16 protein-coding genes and 1 tRNA gene are annotated in these 19,705 nt (G+C 69.7%); 9 read left to right on the top strand and 8 right to left on the bottom strand.

Annotated elements, in window-relative coordinates:
- Positions 1-7: 7 nt before the first annotated feature.
- Positions 8-556, bottom strand: coding sequence for a helix-turn-helix domain-containing protein (locus ACZ4FH_RS01200; RefSeq protein WP_467301499.1), 549 nt, complete (start codon positions 554-556; stop codon positions 8-10).
- A 170-nt stretch (positions 557-726) separates the two neighbouring features.
- Between ACZ4FH_RS01200 and ACZ4FH_RS01195 the strand changes: the two genes are divergently transcribed.
- Positions 727-799: transfer RNA gene (locus ACZ4FH_RS01195), tRNA-Ala, on the top strand.
- A 61-nt stretch (positions 800-860) separates the two neighbouring features.
- Here the strand turns inward: ACZ4FH_RS01195 and ACZ4FH_RS01190 are convergent.
- The 3 genes from ACZ4FH_RS01190 to ACZ4FH_RS01180 form a co-directional block, all read right to left on the bottom strand.
- Entirely contained in the window at positions 861-3,779 is a 2,919-nt protein-coding gene (locus ACZ4FH_RS01190) for an FG-GAP-like repeat-containing protein (protein ID WP_467301498.1), read from the bottom strand.
- Positions 3,780-3,781: 2 nt separating this feature from the next.
- On the bottom strand, positions 3,782-6,355 hold the full coding sequence (locus ACZ4FH_RS01185; protein ID WP_467301497.1) for a S8 family serine peptidase: 2,574 nt from the start codon (positions 6,353-6,355) through the stop codon (positions 3,782-3,784).
- A 241-nt stretch (positions 6,356-6,596) separates the two neighbouring features.
- The gene (locus tag ACZ4FH_RS01180) at positions 6,597-7,322 is read right to left on the bottom strand and encodes a DUF5324 family protein (RefSeq protein WP_467301496.1); all 726 of its coding nucleotides are present in this window, start codon (positions 7,320-7,322) and stop codon (positions 6,597-6,599) included.
- A 288-nt stretch (positions 7,323-7,610) separates the two neighbouring features.
- Between ACZ4FH_RS01180 and ACZ4FH_RS01175 the strand changes: the two genes are divergently transcribed.
- Positions 7,611-8,144, top strand: coding sequence for a peptidylprolyl isomerase (locus ACZ4FH_RS01175; RefSeq protein WP_467301495.1), 534 nt, complete (start codon positions 7,611-7,613; stop codon positions 8,142-8,144).
- Positions 8,145-8,327: 183 nt separating this feature from the next.
- Positions 8,328-9,227, top strand: a complete 900-nt coding sequence (locus ACZ4FH_RS01170; RefSeq protein WP_467301728.1) for a rhomboid family intramembrane serine protease — start codon at positions 8,328-8,330, stop codon at positions 9,225-9,227.
- 305 nt (positions 9,228-9,532) lie between these two features.
- Here ACZ4FH_RS01170 and crgA read toward each other — a convergent pair whose 3' ends face one another.
- Positions 9,533-9,787: a cell division protein CrgA gene (gene crgA / locus ACZ4FH_RS01165; protein WP_383631307.1), complete on the bottom strand. Its 255-nt coding sequence runs from the start codon at positions 9,785-9,787 to the stop codon at positions 9,533-9,535.
- Between the two features lie 141 nt (positions 9,788-9,928).
- Between crgA and ACZ4FH_RS01160 the strand changes: the two genes are divergently transcribed.
- The 6 genes from ACZ4FH_RS01160 to ACZ4FH_RS01135 are packed head-to-tail and all read left to right on the top strand — an operon-like array spanning position 9,929 to position 14,595.
- Complete coding sequence (locus ACZ4FH_RS01160) at positions 9,929-10,696, top strand: DUF881 domain-containing protein (RefSeq protein WP_467301494.1); 768 nt, start codon at positions 9,929-9,931, stop codon at positions 10,694-10,696.
- 24 nt (positions 10,697-10,720) lie between these two features.
- Positions 10,721-11,410 carry a class E sortase gene (locus ACZ4FH_RS01155; protein ID WP_467301493.1) on the top strand — a complete coding sequence of 230 codons (690 nt, stop codon included), beginning with the start codon at positions 10,721-10,723 and terminating at the stop codon, positions 11,408-11,410.
- A 57-nt stretch (positions 11,411-11,467) separates the two neighbouring features.
- Entirely contained in the window at positions 11,468-11,650 is a 183-nt protein-coding gene (locus tag ACZ4FH_RS01150; protein WP_383631297.1) for a hypothetical protein, read from the top strand.
- Positions 11,647-12,285, top strand: coding sequence for an aminodeoxychorismate/anthranilate synthase component II (locus tag ACZ4FH_RS01145; RefSeq protein WP_383631294.1), 639 nt, complete (start codon positions 11,647-11,649; stop codon positions 12,283-12,285). The genes ACZ4FH_RS01150 and ACZ4FH_RS01145 overlap by 4 nt, the downstream gene beginning before the upstream one ends.
- Positions 12,282-13,832, top strand: a complete 1,551-nt coding sequence (locus ACZ4FH_RS01140; protein WP_467301492.1) for a class E sortase — start codon at positions 12,282-12,284, stop codon at positions 13,830-13,832. The genes ACZ4FH_RS01145 and ACZ4FH_RS01140 overlap by 4 nt, the downstream gene beginning before the upstream one ends.
- A gap of 34 nt (positions 13,833-13,866) precedes the next feature.
- A complete protein-coding gene (locus ACZ4FH_RS01135) occupies positions 13,867-14,595 on the top strand; it encodes a class E sortase (protein WP_383631288.1) in 729 nt (242 codons plus the stop codon).
- Positions 14,596-14,675: 80 nt separating this feature from the next.
- Here ACZ4FH_RS01135 and pknB read toward each other — a convergent pair whose 3' ends face one another.
- From pknB to ACZ4FH_RS01120, 3 genes are all read right to left on the bottom strand, one after another.
- Complete coding sequence (gene pknB, locus ACZ4FH_RS01130; protein ID WP_467301491.1) at positions 14,676-16,658, bottom strand: Stk1 family PASTA domain-containing Ser/Thr kinase; 1,983 nt, start codon at positions 16,656-16,658, stop codon at positions 14,676-14,678.
- 166 nt (positions 16,659-16,824) lie between these two features.
- Positions 16,825-18,285 (bottom strand): penicillin-binding transpeptidase domain-containing protein, encoded by a 1,461-nt coding sequence (locus ACZ4FH_RS01125; protein WP_467301490.1) that lies wholly within the window; start codon positions 18,283-18,285, stop codon positions 16,825-16,827.
- Positions 18,282-19,691 carry an FtsW/RodA/SpoVE family cell cycle protein gene (locus ACZ4FH_RS01120; RefSeq protein WP_467301489.1) on the bottom strand — a complete coding sequence of 470 codons (1,410 nt, stop codon included), beginning with the start codon at positions 19,689-19,691 and terminating at the stop codon, positions 18,282-18,284. The genes ACZ4FH_RS01125 and ACZ4FH_RS01120 overlap by 4 nt, the downstream gene beginning before the upstream one ends.
- Positions 19,692-19,705 lie beyond the last annotated feature (14 nt).

Below are 19,705 nucleotides of genomic sequence, written 5' to 3'. Positions count from 1 at the left end.
CGTCCGGCTAGCTCTGGTGGGCCTCGTAGTGCGCCACCGCTTCGGCGGTGCGGCCCGCTCCGTACACCCTGAGGAACTCTGCCAGCTCCGGCTGGGTCGCGGCGAGGGAGTCGGCGGCATCGATGATGTCGCCGGCCGCCGCCACGGAACGCAGCAGCGACTGGATCTCGCGGACCACCCGGCGCACGGTGGGGGCGCCGCCGGTCGTGGAGGTCTGGCCGGTGCCGGTGAGCACCGAGCCGCCCTGCGACTTCTTGATCTCCTCCATGCGGTCGGTGGCCTCCCCCGCGCTCACACTGCCGTCCGCGACCTGCCCGGCCAGCTCCTGGAGCGCCTGGACGCGCTGGACGACCGCCGGATTGCCGATCTTCGCCCGCTGGCCGCTCATCAGCTGGGAGAGCATGGGGGCGGAGAGCCCGAGCACCGCGGCGAGCCGGGCCTGGTTGAGTCCGAGGTCGTCGATCAGCCGGCGGAAGAGCGCGCCCAGCGGCTCCCCGTACCAACTGCGCTGAAGATCCCTCGCTCTGGCCGTTGCCTCTTGCTGCGCTGCATCCATGGCGTCTCCCCTTCGCTGCGGCTTCGCTGCTGCGAACCTCGTCGAGCATCTTACGGAGCGTGGTCGAAGACCGGGAGGCCTTATCTTTTTGGAAGTTTCCCGGGAGTACCCGGTACTCTGGTCTGCGGCGGTGGCCCATGACGCATGCGGTCGTGCGCTGCCCGTTTTCCGGGGCCTTAGCTCAGTTGGTAGAGCGCTGCCTTTGCAAGGCAGATGTCAGGAGTTCGAATCTCCTAGGCTCCACAAACACAAGCGCCCTCCGGCCCGCTCTTCGCGGACCGGAGGGCGCTTTCTTCGTACGGGGTCAGGAGAGCTTGAACGTGGTCATCTGGTGGATGGCGTTGTCCAGGGAGAGCACTCCGCCGCCGAGCTGTTCGGCCATGCGGTTGATGCCGAAGTCGTCGAAGTTCAGCGAGATCATCTCGTCGGTCCCGTCACCGTCGAGGTCGGCCGCGAGATAGTTGCGGCCGCCCATGACATTGGCGCTGCCGTTGGCCGACTGGAACTGCCAGCCCGTGGTCAGGATCGAGGGGTCGTACGCGGCCAGGCCGCCTTCCACCCCACCGGCGAGCAGCCTGCGTCCGCCGGGGCCGTTGATGAACTGGACCGAGCGCAGCGGCGCGATCACGGAGGCGGAGGTGTCCTCCAGACCCGCCCCCGGCATGCCCTGCATGACGCCGAAGCTCAGCTGGTAGAGCGGGTCGTTCTTTCCGTCGATGAAGTAGTTGCCGTGCGACCAGGGGCTGCCGCCGTAGCGCTGGTGCAGCACCTCACCCGTACGGCCGTCACGGATCTCGATGACGACCTTCGGGATCGGGATGTCCGTACCGCTGTCCGCGCCGGGCTCGGCCATCGTGATCCAGGTGTAGACGACAGCGTGGCCGTCCGCGTACGGGATGTTCGGCGAGGCGAAGATGCCGTGGCCCAGTTCCGTACCGAGCAGCTTCCCGTCCAGCGCGCTGCCCGGGGCCTGGGGGTCGGCGGTCCACTCGACGGCGCCCTTGCCGTCGAGGGCGACACCGTTCACGGTCGCGGAGTGGGTGTCGAGCCCGTTCAGGGTCGAGTAGGACGTGTAGATCCGGCCGTCGGAGACCACGGTGTCGGAGAAGGCGACCTCGCCCGTGCCGGCCGGTGCGCTGTACTGCCACAGCCGGCTGCCGCGCGCGTTGTAGACGCGCAGGGCGTCGGTCGGGACGAGGATCTCGTCCTTGCCGTCGGCGTCGACGTCGGCGACCGTGACGGAGCGGACGTACTTGCCGCCGCCGTCGATGGTGGTGAGGACGTTGCCGTTGGCGCCGTCGAGGACGACGGTCGCGGTGTCGGCGGCGACGACGATCTCGGGCTTGCCGTCACCGTTGACGTCACCCGTGGCGATGGTGTGCACGGAGCCGGGGACGGTGGCCTGCCACAGCTTCTTCGGCTTGCCGTTGACCAGCGACGTGCCGGAGTAGGCCCAGACGCCGCTGGAGTTGCCGCCCGCGACGACGTCCGGCTTCTTGTCGCCGTCGAGGTCGACGGCCTGGGCGTAGCTGAGCTCGCCCTGCAGCGGGGTGACGCTCTGCTGCTTGCCGTTGCCGAACTTGAAGGAGCGGATGTTCTGGTTCTGGTCGACCGTCCGCACGAACTGGTTGCCGCCGGACTTGTACACCTGGTGGTACATCGGAGAGGCCGCGAGGCCCTTCTCCTGCCAGTCGACCTTGCCCTTGGCGGTGAACACGGTCAGCGCGCCGTACTGCAGACCGCCGACGTTCGCGGCCCTGCCCATGTCCCGGTCGTCCTGCGCCGAGACGACGAGCTGCCCTCCGACGGTTTCCATACTCCAGACGTTGGCGCCGTTACCGGTGTTCTCCGCGTCGCGCTTGGTCGTGTAGGTCCAGTCGACGGTGGAGCCGTCCTTGCCGCTCAGCACGCGGATGGTGCTGGCGTTCACGTTGTACATGGAGTCGAAGGTCGACTCGCTGACCACGTACTCCTTGCCGCCGCCCGTGGCGGCGTCGCCGACGGTCATGGCGGTCGGCATGGCGTTGACGCGGGTGTCCAGGGTGGTGCGCTCGCCGGTCTTCAAGTCGTAGGAGGCGACCTCGTACCGGATGGAGTCGTTGACGTCCGACTGTTCCAGCGCCACCACACGGCCGCGGGCCGCGTCCAGGTGCAGCTGGCGGTTGTACAGGGGGTTGTCGTTCTTCCAGACCACGGACCCGTCGCTCGTGTCGAGGACGAGCGTGTTGCCGTGGGCCGCCGTGGTGCCCTCCTTGGCCTGGTTCCAGGAGACCGCGGCCTTGCCGTCGCCCAGGTCCTCCAGCGCGCCCCAGCCGACCGTGCGGGTTTCCCCGGTGTCGTACGTCCAGGTCGACGACGGGGTCAGGGCGCCGTCGGCGTACGAGAAGCGGATTCCGCTGAGGGTCGCCGTCTCGGTGGCCGGGGCGTTCTGGTTGTAGCGCGGCGAGTTCGCGACGAGCAGGGTGCCGTCGACGATCCTGACCGAGGAGGCGTACGAGTACAGCTTCGACCACACGGTCTTGCCGGTCTTGCCGTCCAGGACGGTCACGAAGGTGCCGTTGGGCAGCGAGGAGCCGGGCGAGGTGAACGGCCGGTACGGGGAGATGCCCACGGACGCCGAGAACACGATGTCCGGGGTGCCGTCACCGGTCAGGTCGCCGGTGCTGTAGCCCTGGTCGGAGTACGGCGAGAACGGGCTGACCGCGTTGTAGCCCATCTGGATGCGGGTCGCGTACGGCTCCTTCTCCCATACGCGCAGGGGCTTGACCTGCCAGTCCTCGTACAGCGAGGCGTTGGTGCGGTCCCAGACGGTGGAGCCGTCGGCCTTGTGCAGCTGGACGTTGCCGAGGCTGTGCACCGTGAAGTACTGGCTGCCCTTGGCCGGTGCGGTGTCGGCGACGCCGCGCACCCCCTCCAGGGTGGACTTGTTGGTGAAGGTGACCGGCGTCGAGGGGTCGGTGGACGCGGCTTCGTCCTGCGCGGTCGCGGCCTTGGCCCCGGCCTGCGGCGCCGATTCCCCGGTCTCGTCCTGCGACGGCGACTGGTCGCCGTACACGTCCACGTTCAGGTGGCCGGCGAGCTTCTCGGCCTGGGCGTCGGTCAGCTTCATGACCGAGCTGCCGCTGTCGGCGGCCAGCGCGTGCGGTGCCGAGGACAGGGTGAGGCCGGCCGCCACCAGGGCGGAGGCGAGCGTCAGTGCCCGCTTGGAGTGAGGGGATCTCATGGTCAGGCTCCCTGAGCGAAACGGATCGCCGAACCGTCGGTGAGGACGGCCTGGTTGAACGAGTACTGGAGGGCGTCGGTGCCCGCCTGGTTCTCGACGCCGACGGTGGCGGAGGAGCCGCTGCCGGGCACGGACTTGTACTGGAAGGTGATGCCGCCGGTGGCCTCGTCGAAGACGGCCTCGAAGGTCACACGCGTCGTGCCGTCGGAGACGAGCACGGCCTGGTTCCAGACGATGGCGAACTGGCGCTTGCCGTTCTTGCCCTTGAGCGCGGTCTGCACGCTCGACTTCCTGTCCAGCGTCAGGTCGTCCCAGAACGGGGCGACGATGCCGCGCGGCCCGTAGAGGGTGGGGATCTCGGTGTTGGCGTAGTCGCCCAGGCGCGGGGCCAGGAAGTTGACCAGGCCGTTCGTGGTGACCGAGGCGCTGGAGTAGTCGACGCCGTACAGGTTCACCCAGAAGGGCAGCGAGATCGTCTTGGCGTCCTCGTCACCCGACAGGGGAACGGTGGTGGCGCCCTTGATCCAGGAGTACGTGGCCGGGAGGCAGCTGGTGCCGGAGTTGTCGGTGCGGGCCGGGACCTGGATCGTCCGGGTCTCGACGCCGTCCACCGTCAGGCTCGCGGTGTAGACGCCGTTGCACAGCACCGGAGCGCTCGGCTTCACGGTCAGGACGTAGGTGCCCTCGGCGACGGCCGGGACGGTGAAGGAGCCGTCGGTGCCCGAGACGACCGAGTCGACCGGGGTGCCGGTGAGCTCGACGGTCGCCTTGGCGAGGGGCTTGCCGGTGACGTCCAGGACGGTGCCGGTGACGGGGTGCATGGGCACGGCGTCGAGCGTGACGTCCTGCGTGAGCGGCTGACCGGTGGTCATCTCGATGCCGGAGAGCGTCTTCACCGCGTGCCCGTAGGCGGTCAGCGTGAAGTCGTACGTGCCCGGGGCGAGCGAGAAGCGGTAGTGGCCGTCGGAGTCGGTGGAGACCTCACGGGCGCCGGAGTCGGCGTTGGCGGCCTTGACCGTGACGCCAGACAGGGCCTTGCCCGTGGTGGCGTCGGTGACCGTGCCGGAGACCGTCACGGCGGTGTGCGGGGCCTTGTCGATGGAGGAGAGGATGTCGAGCTTGCCCTCGCCCCAGACGTTGTTCATGCCGGCGGTGCCACCGCAGTGGGTGTCGTCGACGTCGCGGGCACCCTGGTTGAGCAGTGCGCGCGTCTCGTCGATCTTGCCGATCAGCGAGGGGGCCGCCGACCACAGGAGCGCGACCGCGCCCGCCACGTGCGGGGTGGCCATCGAGGTGCCCTGCTCGGTGTTGTACGAGGAGCCGGGCCAGGTCGACTGGATGTTGACGCCCGGCGCCGAGATGTTCGGCTTCATCGAACCGTCGACCAGCGAGGGGCCGAAGCCGGAGAAGCCGGCGATCTTGCCGTTCGCGTCGTACGCGCCCACGCCGTACGAGGACACCTGCGCCCCCGGCGGGTGCGTCGTGGAGCAGGTCACGCCGTCGCCGTCGTTGCCCGCGGCGAACGCCTCGAAGATGCCCGCGGCGTTCCAGGCCTCGACGATGTCCTTGTAGAAGGTGTTGTTGTCACCGCCCCAGGAGTTGTTGACGATGTTCGGGGCGAGGTCCGGGCGGGGGTTCTGCCCGTTGTGGTCGGTCGGCGCCAGGATCCACTGGCCGGCCTTCAGCAGGTCGCCGTCGATGCACTCGCCGCGCGAGCCGCCGCAGGCCTTGGCCGCCATCCACGTCGCGTTCGGCGCGACACCGATGCCGTTCTTGGCGACCATCGTGCCCATCGTGTGGGTGCCGTGGCCGTTGTCGTCGCACGGCGTGCTGCTGGTGGCGCAGTAGCCGGTCGCGTCGTAGAAGTTGTAGTCGTTGGTGAAGGTGCCGTCGCCGTTGTTGCCCCGGTACTGCTTCACCAGGTCGGGGTGGTCGTACTGGACGCCCGAGTCGACGCTGGCGATGACGATGCCCTCGCCGCGGTCGTCGTACTGCTTCCAGACGTCGTCCGCGTTGATGTCCGCGATGCCCCACTCGGGGGTCTCGTCGCCGCTGTTCGCGGTGTCCGTCGACGCGGAGGTGCGCGCCTTGGTGACCTTGGCGTCGGAGGTCTCGGTGTCGTCGAGCTTGTAGTGCTGCTCCTTGACGATCGAGGCGACGTCCGAGCGCTTGGCGATCGCGTCCACGAGCGACTGGTCGCCCGTGACCTTGACCGCGTTGGTGATCCAGTAGTCCTCGTGGCCGACCTTCTTCTTGTCGAGGAAGGTGTTCAGCGAGGTCTGGGCGGACTTGGCGTGTGCGCGCAGTTCCTTGTAGGCGGCCTGTGCCCGCTTCGCGTGCGTCTTCTGCTTCTTCGCCCCGGTGAGGTCGGCCTGGTCCTTCAGGACGACGTAGAACGTGGCGTCGCCGCCACCGCGCACCGCGCCGGTGAGCGCCGCGTCGACCTTGGCCGAGGCGGCCGGCGAGGGGGAGTCCGCGGCCAGGGCCGGCAGCGGAGTGGTCAGCAGGGTGGCCGCGGCGAGCGAGGCCACCGCCCACACGGCGCGTCTGCGCCTGGGCGGTCGGGGCAGGGGCATCGGGCACTCCTCCGGGGGAAGGTACGAGGTGCCCGCACCCTAGGAAGGTGCCGTTACTGGGTCATTACTGTGGGCGGAGGCCCGTCCGGTCCGTGGAACGCCGCCGTTCCACCAGTGGTCTAGACCTCAAAAGCCGTGCGGCGGACGGGTGTCCGGCGGTGCGGCGGCGTACGACGGACCGGGCGCCGGGGACCCTGTCGGTCCTCGGCGCCCGGTCGTGGTGCGGCGCGGTGACGGCTGCTCAGGGGCGGCCGTTCTCGTCCTCGTCCTCGGATCCGTCCGGGCCGTCCGCCTCCGCGTCGGCCTGCTTGGCCCGGACCTCCGGGTCCAGGATCGGCTCGCCGCTGTCGTCGACCGAGGTCAGCGGGGCGCGGTCGTCGACCTCGGTGGGGGCGGGGGGCTCGACCAGCCAGTCGGGGTTGGCCTGCTTGTCCCACCACCGCCAGGCGGCGTAGGCGACACCGGCGAGGACGCCGGCCACGGCGAGCCCCTTGAAGGCCCGGCCGCACCGGGCCCGCCGCTCGCGCTTGCGGCTCAGCTTCCTGATCTCCTCGGCCGAGACCTGCCCGCGCAGGGCGGCCAGCGCCGCGACGCTGCGGGCCTGGGCCTCCTCGGCGACCGGCCGGCTCGCCGCGACGGCGTGCTCGACGCGCGGGACGGTGTAGTCGGCGGCGCTCCGGGCGGCCCGGCGGGTGCGCAGCGCCGCCCGCTGCGCGGCCTCGTCGACCTTGGGCGGTACGTGGGCGAGGGCCAGCTCGATCCGGGGGGCGAGGTGTGCGTCGTACTGGACGCGGGCCTGCTGCGCTGCCTTGGACACCCTGGGTGCCAGCACCGCGCGGGCCTCGTTCGCATAGTGGGCGGCCTGCTCCTTGGCCGAGTCGGCGTAGGGCGCCACCACTACCGCGGCGTGCTGCACGCTGTCCCTCGCCGAGTCGGTTGCGGCGCGCACGCTGTCGATGCGGGTCACGGGATCCTCCTCCTTGGTGGCGGGTGGTATTCCGCCTTTCCACCCATTCCGAGATCATGCCTGCGGAGAGCCGGGGCGGCACGCAGAACGGGCATCCGGGTCATTCCAGCGGCCGTGCCGTCCGACCCGTCCGGCGGCGGGCCGGGCGGCGAAAGCCGAGGGCGGGCGGAGGTGAACAGGGGGCGCAGCGGAGCGCGGGGGCGCACCCGCACCGCGCGGCCCACCGTCCGAAGGGCCTGGCCGTGCGAGGATCGACGGACGTCAGAGCAGACTTACGGAAGGCAGACCGTGGCCGAGCAGCTTTACGCCACCTTGAAGACCAACCAGGGCGACATCGAGATCCGGCTCCTGCCGAACCACGCGCCCAAGACGGTCAAGAACTTCGTGGAACTCGCCCGGGGCGAGCGCGAATGGACCCACCCGGCGACCGGGCAGAAGAGCACGGACCGGCTCTACGACGGCACCGTCTTCCACCGCGTGATCAGCGGCTTCATGATCCAGGGCGGTGACCCGCTGGGCAACGGCACCGGCGGCCCGGGGTACGAATTCGCCGACGAGTTCCACCCGGACCTCGCCTTCACCAAGCCGTACCTGCTGGCCATGGCCAACGCCGGTCCGGGCACCAACGGCTCGCAGTTCTTCGTCACCGTCTCGCCGACCGCCTGGCTGACCGGCAAGCACACCATCTTCGGCGAGGTGACCAACGACGCGAGCAAGAAGGTCGTCGACGCGATCGCGGGCACCCAGACCAACCCGCGCACCGACCGTCCGGTGAACGACGTGGTCGTCGAGTCGGTCGTCGTGGAGACCCGCGAGGGCTGACCCGGCCGGCGGAGGGCGTCCGCGCCCGAAGCTCGCGTCCCGTCACCGTCCGGTCACGCTCCGGTCGCCCCGTACGGGAACCAACCGCCCCGCCCGTCCGTACTTGATGACAAGGGGACGCGCGGGGCGGTGCCGTGCGCGTCGCCGAGTCGAGGCCGAGGAGACCGGGACGTGAGGGAACCGATGGACCAGCAGCCGCCGGCCGGCCAGGAGCCGCAGCCCGTGGGCGGCCCGGTCGGCTGTTACCGCCACTCGGACCGCGAGGCGGGGGTGCGCTGCACCCGCTGCGACCGTCCGATCTGCCCCGACTGCATGGTCAGCGCCTCGGTCGGCTTCCAGTGCCCGGACTGCGTCCGCCAGGGCTCCGGTACGGGACACCACCCGGCCGCCACCACCCCGCGCACCCTCGCGGGCGGCACGGTCGCGGCCGATCCCCGGCTGGTCACCAAGATCCTGCTCGGGATCAACGTCGCCGTGTTCGTCCTGGTCCTGGCCAAGGGCACCGCCCTGGTCGACGACCTGGTGCTGCTGGGCCGGGCCAACTTCTACTACGGCGGTCCGCCCGAGGGCATCGCCGAGGGCCAGTGGTACCGGCTGGTGACGTCGATGTTCCTGCACCAGGAGGTGTGGCACATCGCCTTCAACATGCTGGGGCTCTGGTGGCTGGGCGGCCCGCTGGAGGCAGTGCTCGGCCGGGTCCGCTATCTCGCCCTCTATCTGCTCTCCGGGCTGGCGGGCGGGGCCCTGACCTACTGGCTCGCCGCGGAGAACCAGCCGTCGCTGGGCGCCTCGGGCGCGATCTTCGGGCTGCTGGGCGCCACGATCGTGCTGATGCGCCGCCTCAGGTACGACATGCGCCCGGTCTTCACGCTCCTCGCGATCAACCTGGTCATCACCTTCAACCCCTGGGGCGGCATCGCCTGGCAGGCGCATGTGGGCGGACTGGTCGCCGGGGTGCTCATCGGTTTCGGCATGGTGCACGCCCCCAGAGAGCGGCGGAACCTGGTGCAGTTCGCCACCTGCGCCGCGGTAATGGTGGCGGTCGTCGCCATCGTGATCGCCCGCTCGGCCGCCCTGACCTGACACCCGACCCGATCCCCGGCCGCCGCTGTGGATCGTTTCTGATCGAAGTTGTCCACAGCTTGCGCGGGATCTTGTGCATTCTGTGGGCACAACTGCGCCCCTTGCCTCTGAGCTGGGATTTTCCCGCAGGGGCAAGGGGCGTACCGTCCCCGTCGAGGGGCGGTTGCAGTCACACCGGCGTCAACGGCCGAGGAGTTATCCACAGATCGTCTGACCTTTTCCCCCGCCTGTGGATAACGCTGTGGGTAACTCAGGGCAAGGGTTGCGGGACGTGGGCCCGCCGTGGTCCTACGAGGCGGCCGGAGCTACTTCCACTGGGTGGAGACGCCGAAGCCGCCGGCGATGAAGCCGAAGCCGACGACGATGTTCCAGTTCCCCAGGGACGGGACCGGGAGGTCGCCGTCGGTCACGTAGAACACGACGATCCAGGCCAGACCGATGAGGAAGAGCCCCAGCATCACGGGCGCCACCCAGCTGCTGTTGGTCAGCTTTATGTTGGTCGCCTGCTTCGCCGGCGGGGGCGTGAAGTCGGCCTTCTTGCGGATACGTGACTTCGGCACGAGGAACTCTCCTGTCGATGCGCTGCGTGACCGCGCAGGGATCTGTGGCTGGCGCCGGTGCGGGGCGCGAGGGGGAATGCTGCCTCCCCCGGGCGTCCGTTAGCGTAGTGCTTCCGTGGCTCCGAAGGAGATAAGGGTACGTTGAGCAATTCTGCCGACTCTCCCCCAGGGCCGGTCCGGCGCTCCTTCCGGCATCCGGCCAAAGTGCTCACGGCTGCCGTTTTCGCCCTGGCCGGCCTCATCTTTGTGACCAGCGCCAATACCGCCAAGGGCACCAATATCCGTACGGACTCCTCGCTGCTGAAGCTCTCCGACCTGATTCAGCAGCGCAGCGACAAGAACGCCGGTCTGGACGAGTCCGTGACCGCCGTGCGCGACGACATCGACGCCCTCGTCCGGCGCGACGACGGCAGCACGGAGGCGGAGGACGCCCGGCTCAAGGCCCTGGAGCGGGCCGCCGGCACCACGAAGCTGTCCGGCCGGGCCGTCTCCGTCACCCTGAACGACGCCCCGCCGAACGCCACCGCCAGCCCCGGCTACCCCGATCCGCAGCCCAACGACCTGGTCATCCACCAGCAGGACCTCCAGGCCGTCGTCAACGCCCTGTGGAAGGGCGGCGCCCGCGGCATCGAGGTCATGGACCAGCGGCTGATCTCCACCAGCGCCGTGCGCTGCGTCGGCAACACCCTGATCCTCCAGGGCCGCGTCTACTCGCCGCCGTACAAGATCACCGCCGTCGGCGACCCCGGGAAGCTGGAGAGCGCCCTCGACGCCTCCCCGGCGATCCAGAACTACCTCCTCTACGTGAAGGCGTACGGCCTCGGCTGGAAAGTGGACCGGCGCGAGGCGGTGACTCTTCCCGGCTACTCGGGCACAGTGGATCTCCACTATGCGGAGCCGGTGAAGTAGCGAGCGCTGCGGGGAGGCCGCCCGGTGTCGGTGCGACTGGTCGTCAGGACGTTCAGCGAACTGTGCATCACGATCGGTGCCCTGATCATCCTCTTCGTGGTGTACGTCCTGTTCTGGACCGGAGTGAAGGCCGCGGGCGCGACCGAGCACCAGATCGACGACCTCCAGGACCAGTGGGCGCGGGGTGCGGTGAGCGCCCCCGCCCCTGAGCCGTCGCGGTCCGCCCCGCCGCCCCGTACCTACCGCGACGGAAAGCCGTTCGCGATGCTCTACATCCCCCGCCTCGGCAAGGACTGGGAATGGCCGGTCCTGGAGAACACCGAGGTGAAGACCCTGCAGAAGGGGCTCGGCCACTACCGGGGGACCGCCGGACCCGGCGAGACGGGCAACTTCGCGGTCGCGGGGCACCGGCGCACCTACGGCGACCCCTTCAAGGACTTCCCCCGGCTCCGCCCCGGCGACGCCGTGCTGGTGACCGACGGGACGACCTGGTTCACGTACCGGATCGACCGCAGGCCCTACCGCACCGTGCCGAGCGACATCGGCGTCATCGACCCGGTGCCCCGCAAGTCCGGCTTCGACGGCCCCGGCCGCTACCTCACCCTGACCACCTGCGACCCCGAGTGGGGCAGCAGCCACCGGCTGATCGCCTGGGCCCACCTGGACGCGACCCAGCCCGTGACCGACGGCAGACCGGCGGCTTTCCACAGCTGACCCCCGGCCGCGCCCCGGCCCCTTACTCTGGTTCCCGTACCGAATGAAGGGGTCAGCATGTACGGCTGGATCTGGCGGCATCTGCCGGGCAACGCGTGGGTGCGCGGGCTGATTTCGCTCGTGCTCGTCCTCGCGGCCGTCTATGTGCTGTTCCAGTACGTCTTCCCGTGGGCGGAGCCGCTGCTCCCGTTCGGCGATGTGACGGTGGACGGCACCGACGCGATGGGAGCCGTGCGATGAGCGCCCGCATCCTGGTCGTCGACAACTACGACAGCTTCGTCTTCAACCTCGTCCAGTACCTCTACCAACTGGGTGCGGAGTGCGAGGTCCTGCGCAACGACGAGGTCACCACGGCCCACGCCCAGGACGGTTTCGACGGCGTCCTGCTCTCGCCCGGCCCCGGCACCCCCGAGGAGGCCGGCGTCTGCGTCGACATGGTCCGCCACTGCGCGGCGACCGGCGTCCCGGTCTTCGGCGTCTGCCTGGGCATGCAGTCGATGGCGGTGGCGTACGGCGGGGTCGTGGACCGCGCCCCCGAGCTGCTGCACGGCAAGACCTCACCGGTGCTCCACGACGGCGGCGGTGTGTTCACCGGCCTGCCCTCGCCGTTCACCGCGACGCGCTACCACTCGCTGGCCGCCGAACCGGACACGGTCCCGGACGAGCTGGAGGTCACCGCGCGGACGGCCGACGGCATCATCATGGGGCTGCGCCACCGGGAGCTGGAGGTCGAAGGGGTGCAGTTCCATCCGGAGTCGGTGCTCACCGAGCACGGCCACCGGATGCTGGCCAACTGGCTCGTCCGGTGCGGTGACACCGGCGCCGTCGAGAGGTCGGCGGGGCTCGCGCCGGTGGTGGGCAAGGCCGTCGCGTGACCCCACCCCGCCACGGACGAGACCCCGGACCGGACGGCCCGCACGAGGCGGGTGCGTACGAGGCCGCCGGCGCGTTCGAGGCGGCGGTCGACCAGCTGGTGGACCCGCTGAACGATCCGCTGCCGGGCGAGCACGCCTCGCCGTGGTTCCGGACGGGCAACATCCCCGGCAGCCGCACGGCCCCGGAGGCCGGTGCCGACACCACGGCCGGGCCTCCTGCCGCGACATCCTCGCCCCAGCCCTCCCATGGGCCGCAGACGGCCCAGGAGACCCCGCGCGAGTGGTACGACCCCGAAGGGTTCGAACGGGACTGGTACGGCGCTCAGGAGCCCGCCCAGGGGCCTTACCGGGGCGCTCCCCCGGAGCCCGCGCCCGCCGCCTCCGTCCCGGCCGCCCCTGCCGCGCCGGCCACCCCCTTCCAGGCCCCCGTGCCGCACGAGCCCGCCCCTGCCCCGCACGGGCCCGGCCCTGCCGAGTACGAGCCCGGCCCTGCCCCGCACGAGCCCGGCCCGGTGCCGCACGAGCCGGCCCCGGTGTCGCGGACGCCTCGCCGGCACGACGAGACCGTGGCCCTGCGGAGGGCCGAGCCCCGGCGCGCGCCCGTCGTCGACCAGGGGGCCACGGAGGTCCTCCCGGTGGTGGTGCCCGGCCCGCGCTCCGAGCCCGGGGCGGCCGAGGGGGAGGACGCGGCGGAGGAGCCCGCCGATCCGCCGGAGGCGCCCACCGGCGGCCGGGCCGAGCGGCGCCGCGCGGCGAAGGCCCGGGGCCGGAGGAAGGACGACGGCCGCCCGGCGGCGGGCCCCGGCGGCGGCCCGGACACGCCCGACAGGCCGCTGACCCGCGTCGAGGCGCGCAGAGCGGCCAAGGCGGCCAAGGACAGCCCCGCGGTCGTGGTCAGCCGGGTGGTCGGGGAGCTGTTCATCACCCTGGGCGTCCTGATGCTGCTCTTCGTCACGTACCAGCTGTGGTGGACCAACGTCCGCGCCGACCAGATGGCCGGCAAGGAGACCCACAAGATCCAGGACGACTGGGCCAAGGGCAAGCGGAACCCCGGGGTGTTCGCGCCCGGCCAGGGCTTCGCCATCATCCACATCCCGAAGCTCGACGTCGTCACACCGATCGCCGAGGGCATCAGCAAGGAGAAGGTCCTCGACCGGGGCATGGTCGGCCACTACAGCGAGAAACCGCTGAACACCGCGATGCCGTCGGACAAGCAGGGCAACTTCGCCCTGGCCGGCCACCGCAACACGCACGGCGAGCCCTTCCGCTACATCAACCGGCTCCACGCCGGTGACCAGGTCGTCGTCGAGACGCAGGACGCCTACTACACGTACGAGATGACGAGCGCCCTTTCCCAGACCTCGCCGTCCAACGTCTCGGTCATCGAACCGGTGCCGCCGCAGTCGGGGTTCAAGAAGCCGGGCCGGTACATCACCCTGACGACCTGTACGCCCGAATTCACGAGTACGTACCGTTTGATCGTCTGGGGCAAGATGGTCGACGAACGGCCGCGCAGCAAGGGAAAGCCCGACGCGCTCGTGGACTGAGCGGGCCGAACGACATCACGACAGGGACGGTGCGGTGGCAGCGAGGACCGAGGACCAAGAGCGGACCGAGGAGTCCGCGCCGCCGGTGCGCCCCCGGGGCCGCCATCCCGTCGCGACCGCCGTCAGCGTCTTCGGTGAACTCCTGATCACCGCAGGTCTCGTGCTCGGTCTGTTCGTCGTCTACTCCCTGTGGTGGACGAACGTGCTCGCCGACCGCGAGGCCACCAAACAGGGCGACACCGTCCGCGACCGCTGGGCCGGCGGACCGGGCGCCCTGGACACCAAGGACGGCATCGGCTTCCTCCACGTCCCCTCGATGAAGAACGGCGAGGTGCTCGTCAAGAAGGGCACCGACACCGACAACCTCAACGACGGCATCGCCGGCTACTACACCGAACCGGTGAAATCGGCCCTCCCCTCCGACAAGGAGGGCAACTTCACCCTCGCCGCCCACCGCGACGGCCACGGAGCGAAGTTCCACAACATCGACAAGGTGCGCACCGGAGACGCGATCGTCTTCGAGACCAAGGACACCTGGTACATCTACAAGGTCTTCAACGAGCTGCCCGAGACGTCCAAGTACAACGTCGACGTCCTCCAGCCCGTCCCCAAGGGCTCCGGCGCCAAGAAGGCCGGCCGCTACATCACCCTGACGACCTGCACCCCCGTCTTCACCTCCAAGTACCGCTACATCGTCTGGGGCGAGCTGGTCCGCACGGAGAAGGTCGACCGCGACCGCACGAAGCCGGCGGAGCTGCGCTGAGCGGACGAGGACAAGGACGAACGAAGGGCCCCGGTCACCTCAGCTGAGGTGACCGGGGCCCTTCGCTGTGGCGGGTGGGCCTAGCCGTCCCCGCCGCCGAACGGGTTTCCGTTCCCGCCCATGGTCGTCAGCGTGATGACCGTGGTGGCCGGGTCGGCCTGGGTGCCGGGCTGCGGGTCGAGGTTGACGACGCGCGCGTTGTCGTCCTGCGGGCTGTTCGGAGCGAACTGGACCTGAAGGAAGCCGGCGTCCGCGAGCTTCTGCTTCGCCTCGGAGACCTTGCTGCCCCTGACCTCGGGAACCGGCTGCGTGGCGGGCTGAGCCGGGCCCTTGGACACCTTGAGGATGATCGCGGTGTCCTTGCCGACCTTCTCACCGGCCGCCGGGTTCTGCTCGACCACGGTGCCCGCGGCCTTCTCGGAGTCGACCTCGCTCTTGCCGATGTTGGTGAAGCCGTTCCCGTTGAGCTGGGCGACCGCCTCGTCCCACGAACGGTCCGTGACCGGAGGCATGCTGATCAGCTTCTCGGTGGCCACCGAGAGCTTCACCTCGGAGTTCTTCTCGGCCTTGGAGTTGCCCTTCGGGGACTGGTCCAGGACCGTGCCGGGCTCGGCGTCGGAGGACTCGACCGAGGTGAAGGTGACGGTGAAGCCCTTGTCCTCCAGGATCTGGCGGGCGTTGTCCTTGGACTTCTCCGTGACGTCGGGCACCTCGATCTTCGGCGCCCCGCTGGAGACGAACACCGTGATGGTGTCGCCCTCCGAGACCTTCTCCTCCTTGGTCGGAGTCTGGCGGCAGATCTTGCCCGCGGGCTGATCCTTGCACTCCTCCTTCGGCCCTTCCTTGAGGACCGTGTTGGTGTTGTCGGCGAGCTGCTTGGCTTCCTTGACGGTCGAACCGATCATGTTCGGCGCGTTGAAGGTGCCGTCCCCGCTGTCGCCGTCGCCGCCGAAGACCGCCTTGCCGATCAGGATCGCGCCGACCAGCACCAGGATGCCCGCGACGACCAGCAGGACCGTCGAGGTGTTGCCCTTCTTCTGGCGGCGGCGGTCGGGGCGGTCGTCGTAGCCGTAGCCGCCGTCGTCCGGGTTGACCGGCGGCAGCATCGACGTCTGGGCGCCGTTCTGGTCCGCGGCCCGCAGGGCGGTGGTGGGCTGGTCGTTGTCGTAGCCGCCGTACCCGCCGTAGCCGGCCGCGCCCATCGCCGCGGCCGCGGCGACCGGCTGGCCGTCGAGGCAGGCCTCGATGTCGGCGCGCATCTCGTCGGCCGACTGGTAGCGGTAGTCCGGGTCCTTGGTGAGCGCCTTCAGCACGATCGCGTCCATCTCGGGCGTGATCTCGGGGTCGAAGGTGCTCGGCGGCTGCGGTTCCTCCCGTACGTGCTGGTAGGCCACCGCGACCGGGGAGTCCCCGACGAACGGCGGCCGGACCGTCAGCAGCTCGTAGAGCAGGCAGCCGGTCGAGTACAGGTCGGACCGCGCGTCGACCTGCTCGCCCTTGGCCTGCTCCGGGGAGAGGTACTGGGCGGTGCCGATGACGGCCGCGGTCTGGGTCATCGTCATGCCGGAGTCGCCCATCGCACGGGCGATGCCGAAGTCCATGACCTTGACCTGGCCGGTGCGCGTCAGCATGACGTTGGCCGGCTTGATGTCGCGGTGGACGATGCCCGCGCGGTGCGAGTACTCCAGCGCCTGGAGGATGCCGACGGTCATCTCCAGCGTGCGCTCGGGCAGCAGCTTGCGGCCCGAGTGAAGCAGCTCACGGAGCGTCGAGCCGTCGACGTACTCCATGACGATGTACGGGATGGAGACCCCGTCGACGTAGTCCTCACCCGTGTCGTAGACCGCGACGATCGCCGGATGGTTGAGCGAGGCGGCGGACTGGGCCTCACGGCGGAACCGGGCCTGGAAGGACGGGTCGCGGGCGAGGTCCGCCCGCAGCGTCTTCACAGCCACGGTGCGGCCGAGCCGGGTGTCGTGGGCGAGGTAGACCTCGGCCATGCCACCACGGCCGAGCACCGAGCCCAGCTCGTACCGGCCGCCGAGGCGACGCGGCTCTTCCATAACTGTTCCAGCCCTCTCCGTCAGTCCTGACCGCACCGGTGTGCGGTCCGGCGGTGTGCTGTCCGCGCATACGCTACCGGCCGCGCACTACGTGATCAGCCCGCAGGCAATACCTGATATCCGACCGGTATCCAAGGTGCGGGAATGGAGCCCGGTGTGAGCGGCCTCACTTCTTCCCGTCGAGGACCGCCTGCATGACCGACTTCGCGATCGGGGCGGCGAGACCGCCACCGGAGACGTCGTCACGGGTCGCGTCGCTGTCCTCGACGACCACGGCGACCGCCACCGGGGAGCCGTTGTCCGTCTTCGCGTACGAGATGAACCAGGCGTACGGCTTCTCGCTGTTGTTCAGACCGTGCTGGGCCGTACCGGTCTTGCCGCCGACCGTGACGCCCCTGATCCGGGCGTTCTGGCCGGTGCCCTTCTCGACGACCGTCTCCATCATCTGCTGGAGCTTCTGGGCGTTCTCCCCCGAGAGCGGCTGGCTCAGCTGCTCCTTCTCGTGGGTGTAGATCGCGTCCAGGCCGGGCGTCTGCCGCTCGGCGACCATGTACGGCTGCATCAGCTTGCCGTCGTTGGCGACCGCCGCGGCGACCATGGCCATCTGGAGCGGGGTGGCGCGGTTGGACGCCTGGCCGATGCCGGCCATGGCGTTCTGCGGCCGGTTGTCCTTGGGGTAGATGCTCGCGGTGGCACGGACCGGCGTGAAGACGTCCTTGTTGAAGCCGAACTCGTTGGCCTCGTCGATCATCTTCTGGTTGCCGAGGTCGTCGCTGATCTTGCCGAAGACCGTGTTGCAGGACATCCGCAGCGCTTCCCGCAGGGAGGCGTTCTCGCAGGGGATGCTGCCCTCGTTCTCCAGGTTGCCGGTGGTCAGCGGCAGCCGCCACGGCAGCGGCGACTTGGTGTCCGCGTCGATGTCCGTGTACAGCCCGTTCTCCAGGGCCGCCGCGGCGGTGACGACCTTGAACGTCGAACCGGGCGGGTACGTCTCGCGCAGCGCCCGGTTGAGCATCGGCTTGTCCGGGTCCTTGCCGAGCTTCTGCCAGGCCTTGGTGTCGGCGTCGGTGTTGCCCGCGAAGGTCGAGGGGTCGTACGAGGGGGTGCTGGCCAGCGCCAGGATGGCGCCGGTCTGCGGGTCGAGCGCGGCGACGGCGCCCTTCTTGTTGCCGAGGCCCTCGAAGGCGGCCTTCTGCGCGGCGCTCACCAGCGTGGTGACGACGTTGCCGCCCTGCTTCTCCTTGCCGGTGAACATGCCCTTCGTACGGTCGAAGAAGAGCTGGTCGTCGTTGCCGGTGAGGATGCCGTCCTCAAGGTTCTCCAGCTGCGTGGCGCCGAAGGCCTGCGAGGAGTAGCCGGTGACGGGTGCCCACATGGGGCCGTTCTCCCAGACGCGCTTGTACCTGAAGTCGCCGCTCTTGGTCTCGACCGAGCCGGTGACCGCCTTCCCGCCGTCCACGATGATGTTGCCGCGCTCGTGGGCGTACCGCTCGATGCGGACGCGGCGGTTCTCGTCGCGGGTGTTGAGCTCGTCCGCCTTCACGTACTGGAGGTAGTTGGTGCGGATGAGCAGGGCCAGGACGAGGATGCCGCAGAAGATCGCGATCCGGCGCAGGGGCTTGTTCACGGGCGGACCACCTGGGTCATCTCGGCGTCGGACGTGGGTGCGGGCGCGGGCGCGGGGCGGCGGGCCGTGTCGCTGATGCGGATCAGGATGGCGATCAGCGCCCAGTTGGCGAGAACGGACGAACCACCGTACGCGAGGAACGGCATGGTCATACCGCTCAGCGGGATGAGGCCCATGACACCGCCCGCGACCACGAAGACCTGGATGGCGAACGCGCCGGAGAGGCCGACCGCCATCAGCTTGCCGAAGGGGTCGCGGGCCGCGAGGGCCGTACGGATGCCGCGCTCGACGATCAGGCCGTAGATCAGCAGCACGGCCATCATCCCGGCCAGTCCCAGTTCCTCGCCGACGGTGGACAGGATGAAGTCCGCGTTGGCGGCGAACATGATCAGGTCCGAATGCCCCTGGCCCAGCCCCGTACCGAGCGTGCCGCCGGAACCGAAGGACATCAGGGACTGGGCGATCTGGTCGCTCTGCGCCATGGTCGCCTTGGAGAACGGATCCAGCCAGGCGTTCACGCGCTCCTGGACATGGGGCTCGAAGGAGGCCACACCCACCGCGCCGGCGGCCGACATCAGCAGACCGAAGACGATCCAGCTGGTCCGCTCGGTGGCGACGTACAGCATGATCACGAAGAGGCCGAAGAACAGCAGCGACGTACCGAGGTCGGTCTCGAAGACGAGGATCAGGATCGACAGGGCCCAGATGGTGATGATCGGCCCGAGGTCACGTCCACGCGGCAGGTACAGCCCCATGAAGCGGCGGCTGGCCAGGGCCAGCGCGTCGCGCTTGACCATGAGGTAGCCGGAGAAGAACACCGCGATGAGGATCTTGGCGAACTCTCCCGGCTGGATGGAGAAGGGGCCGAGGCTGATCCAGATCTTCGCGCCGTTCACCGCGGGGAAGAACATCGGAATGACCAGCAGGACCAAGGCCGCCGCCATGGAGATGTACGTGTACCGCTGAAGGATGCGGTGGTCCTTGAGGATCATCAGCACGGCCACGAAGAAGGCCACACCGATCGCGGAGTACAGCAGTTGCTTGGGGGCGTCGGGGCTGTAGGACCCGTAGAGGTACTCCGCCCGGTCGATCAGCCGCTGCGACTGGTCCAGCCGCCAGATCAGCACCAGCCCCAGCCCGTTGAGCAGCGTGGCCAGCGGCAGGAACAGCGGGTCCGCGTACGGGGCGAACTTGCGCACCACGAGGTGGGCCACGCCGCCGAGCAGGATCAGGCCCAGGCCGTATCCGAACATGCCGGAGGGCAGCGAGCCGTCGATGGCGAGTCCCACGTTGGCGTAGGCGAACACCGAGATGGCGATGGCGAAGACCATCATCATCAGTTCGGTGTTGCGCCGGCTCGGTGCGTCGATCGCGCCGATGGTGGTCGTGTTGGTGACAACGCTCATGGTGCTGAAGGCCC

The sequence above is a fragment of the Streptomyces sp. NPDC024555 genome (genome assembly GCF_055559335.1).
This window is presented reverse-complemented; position numbering and strand designations above follow the sequence as displayed.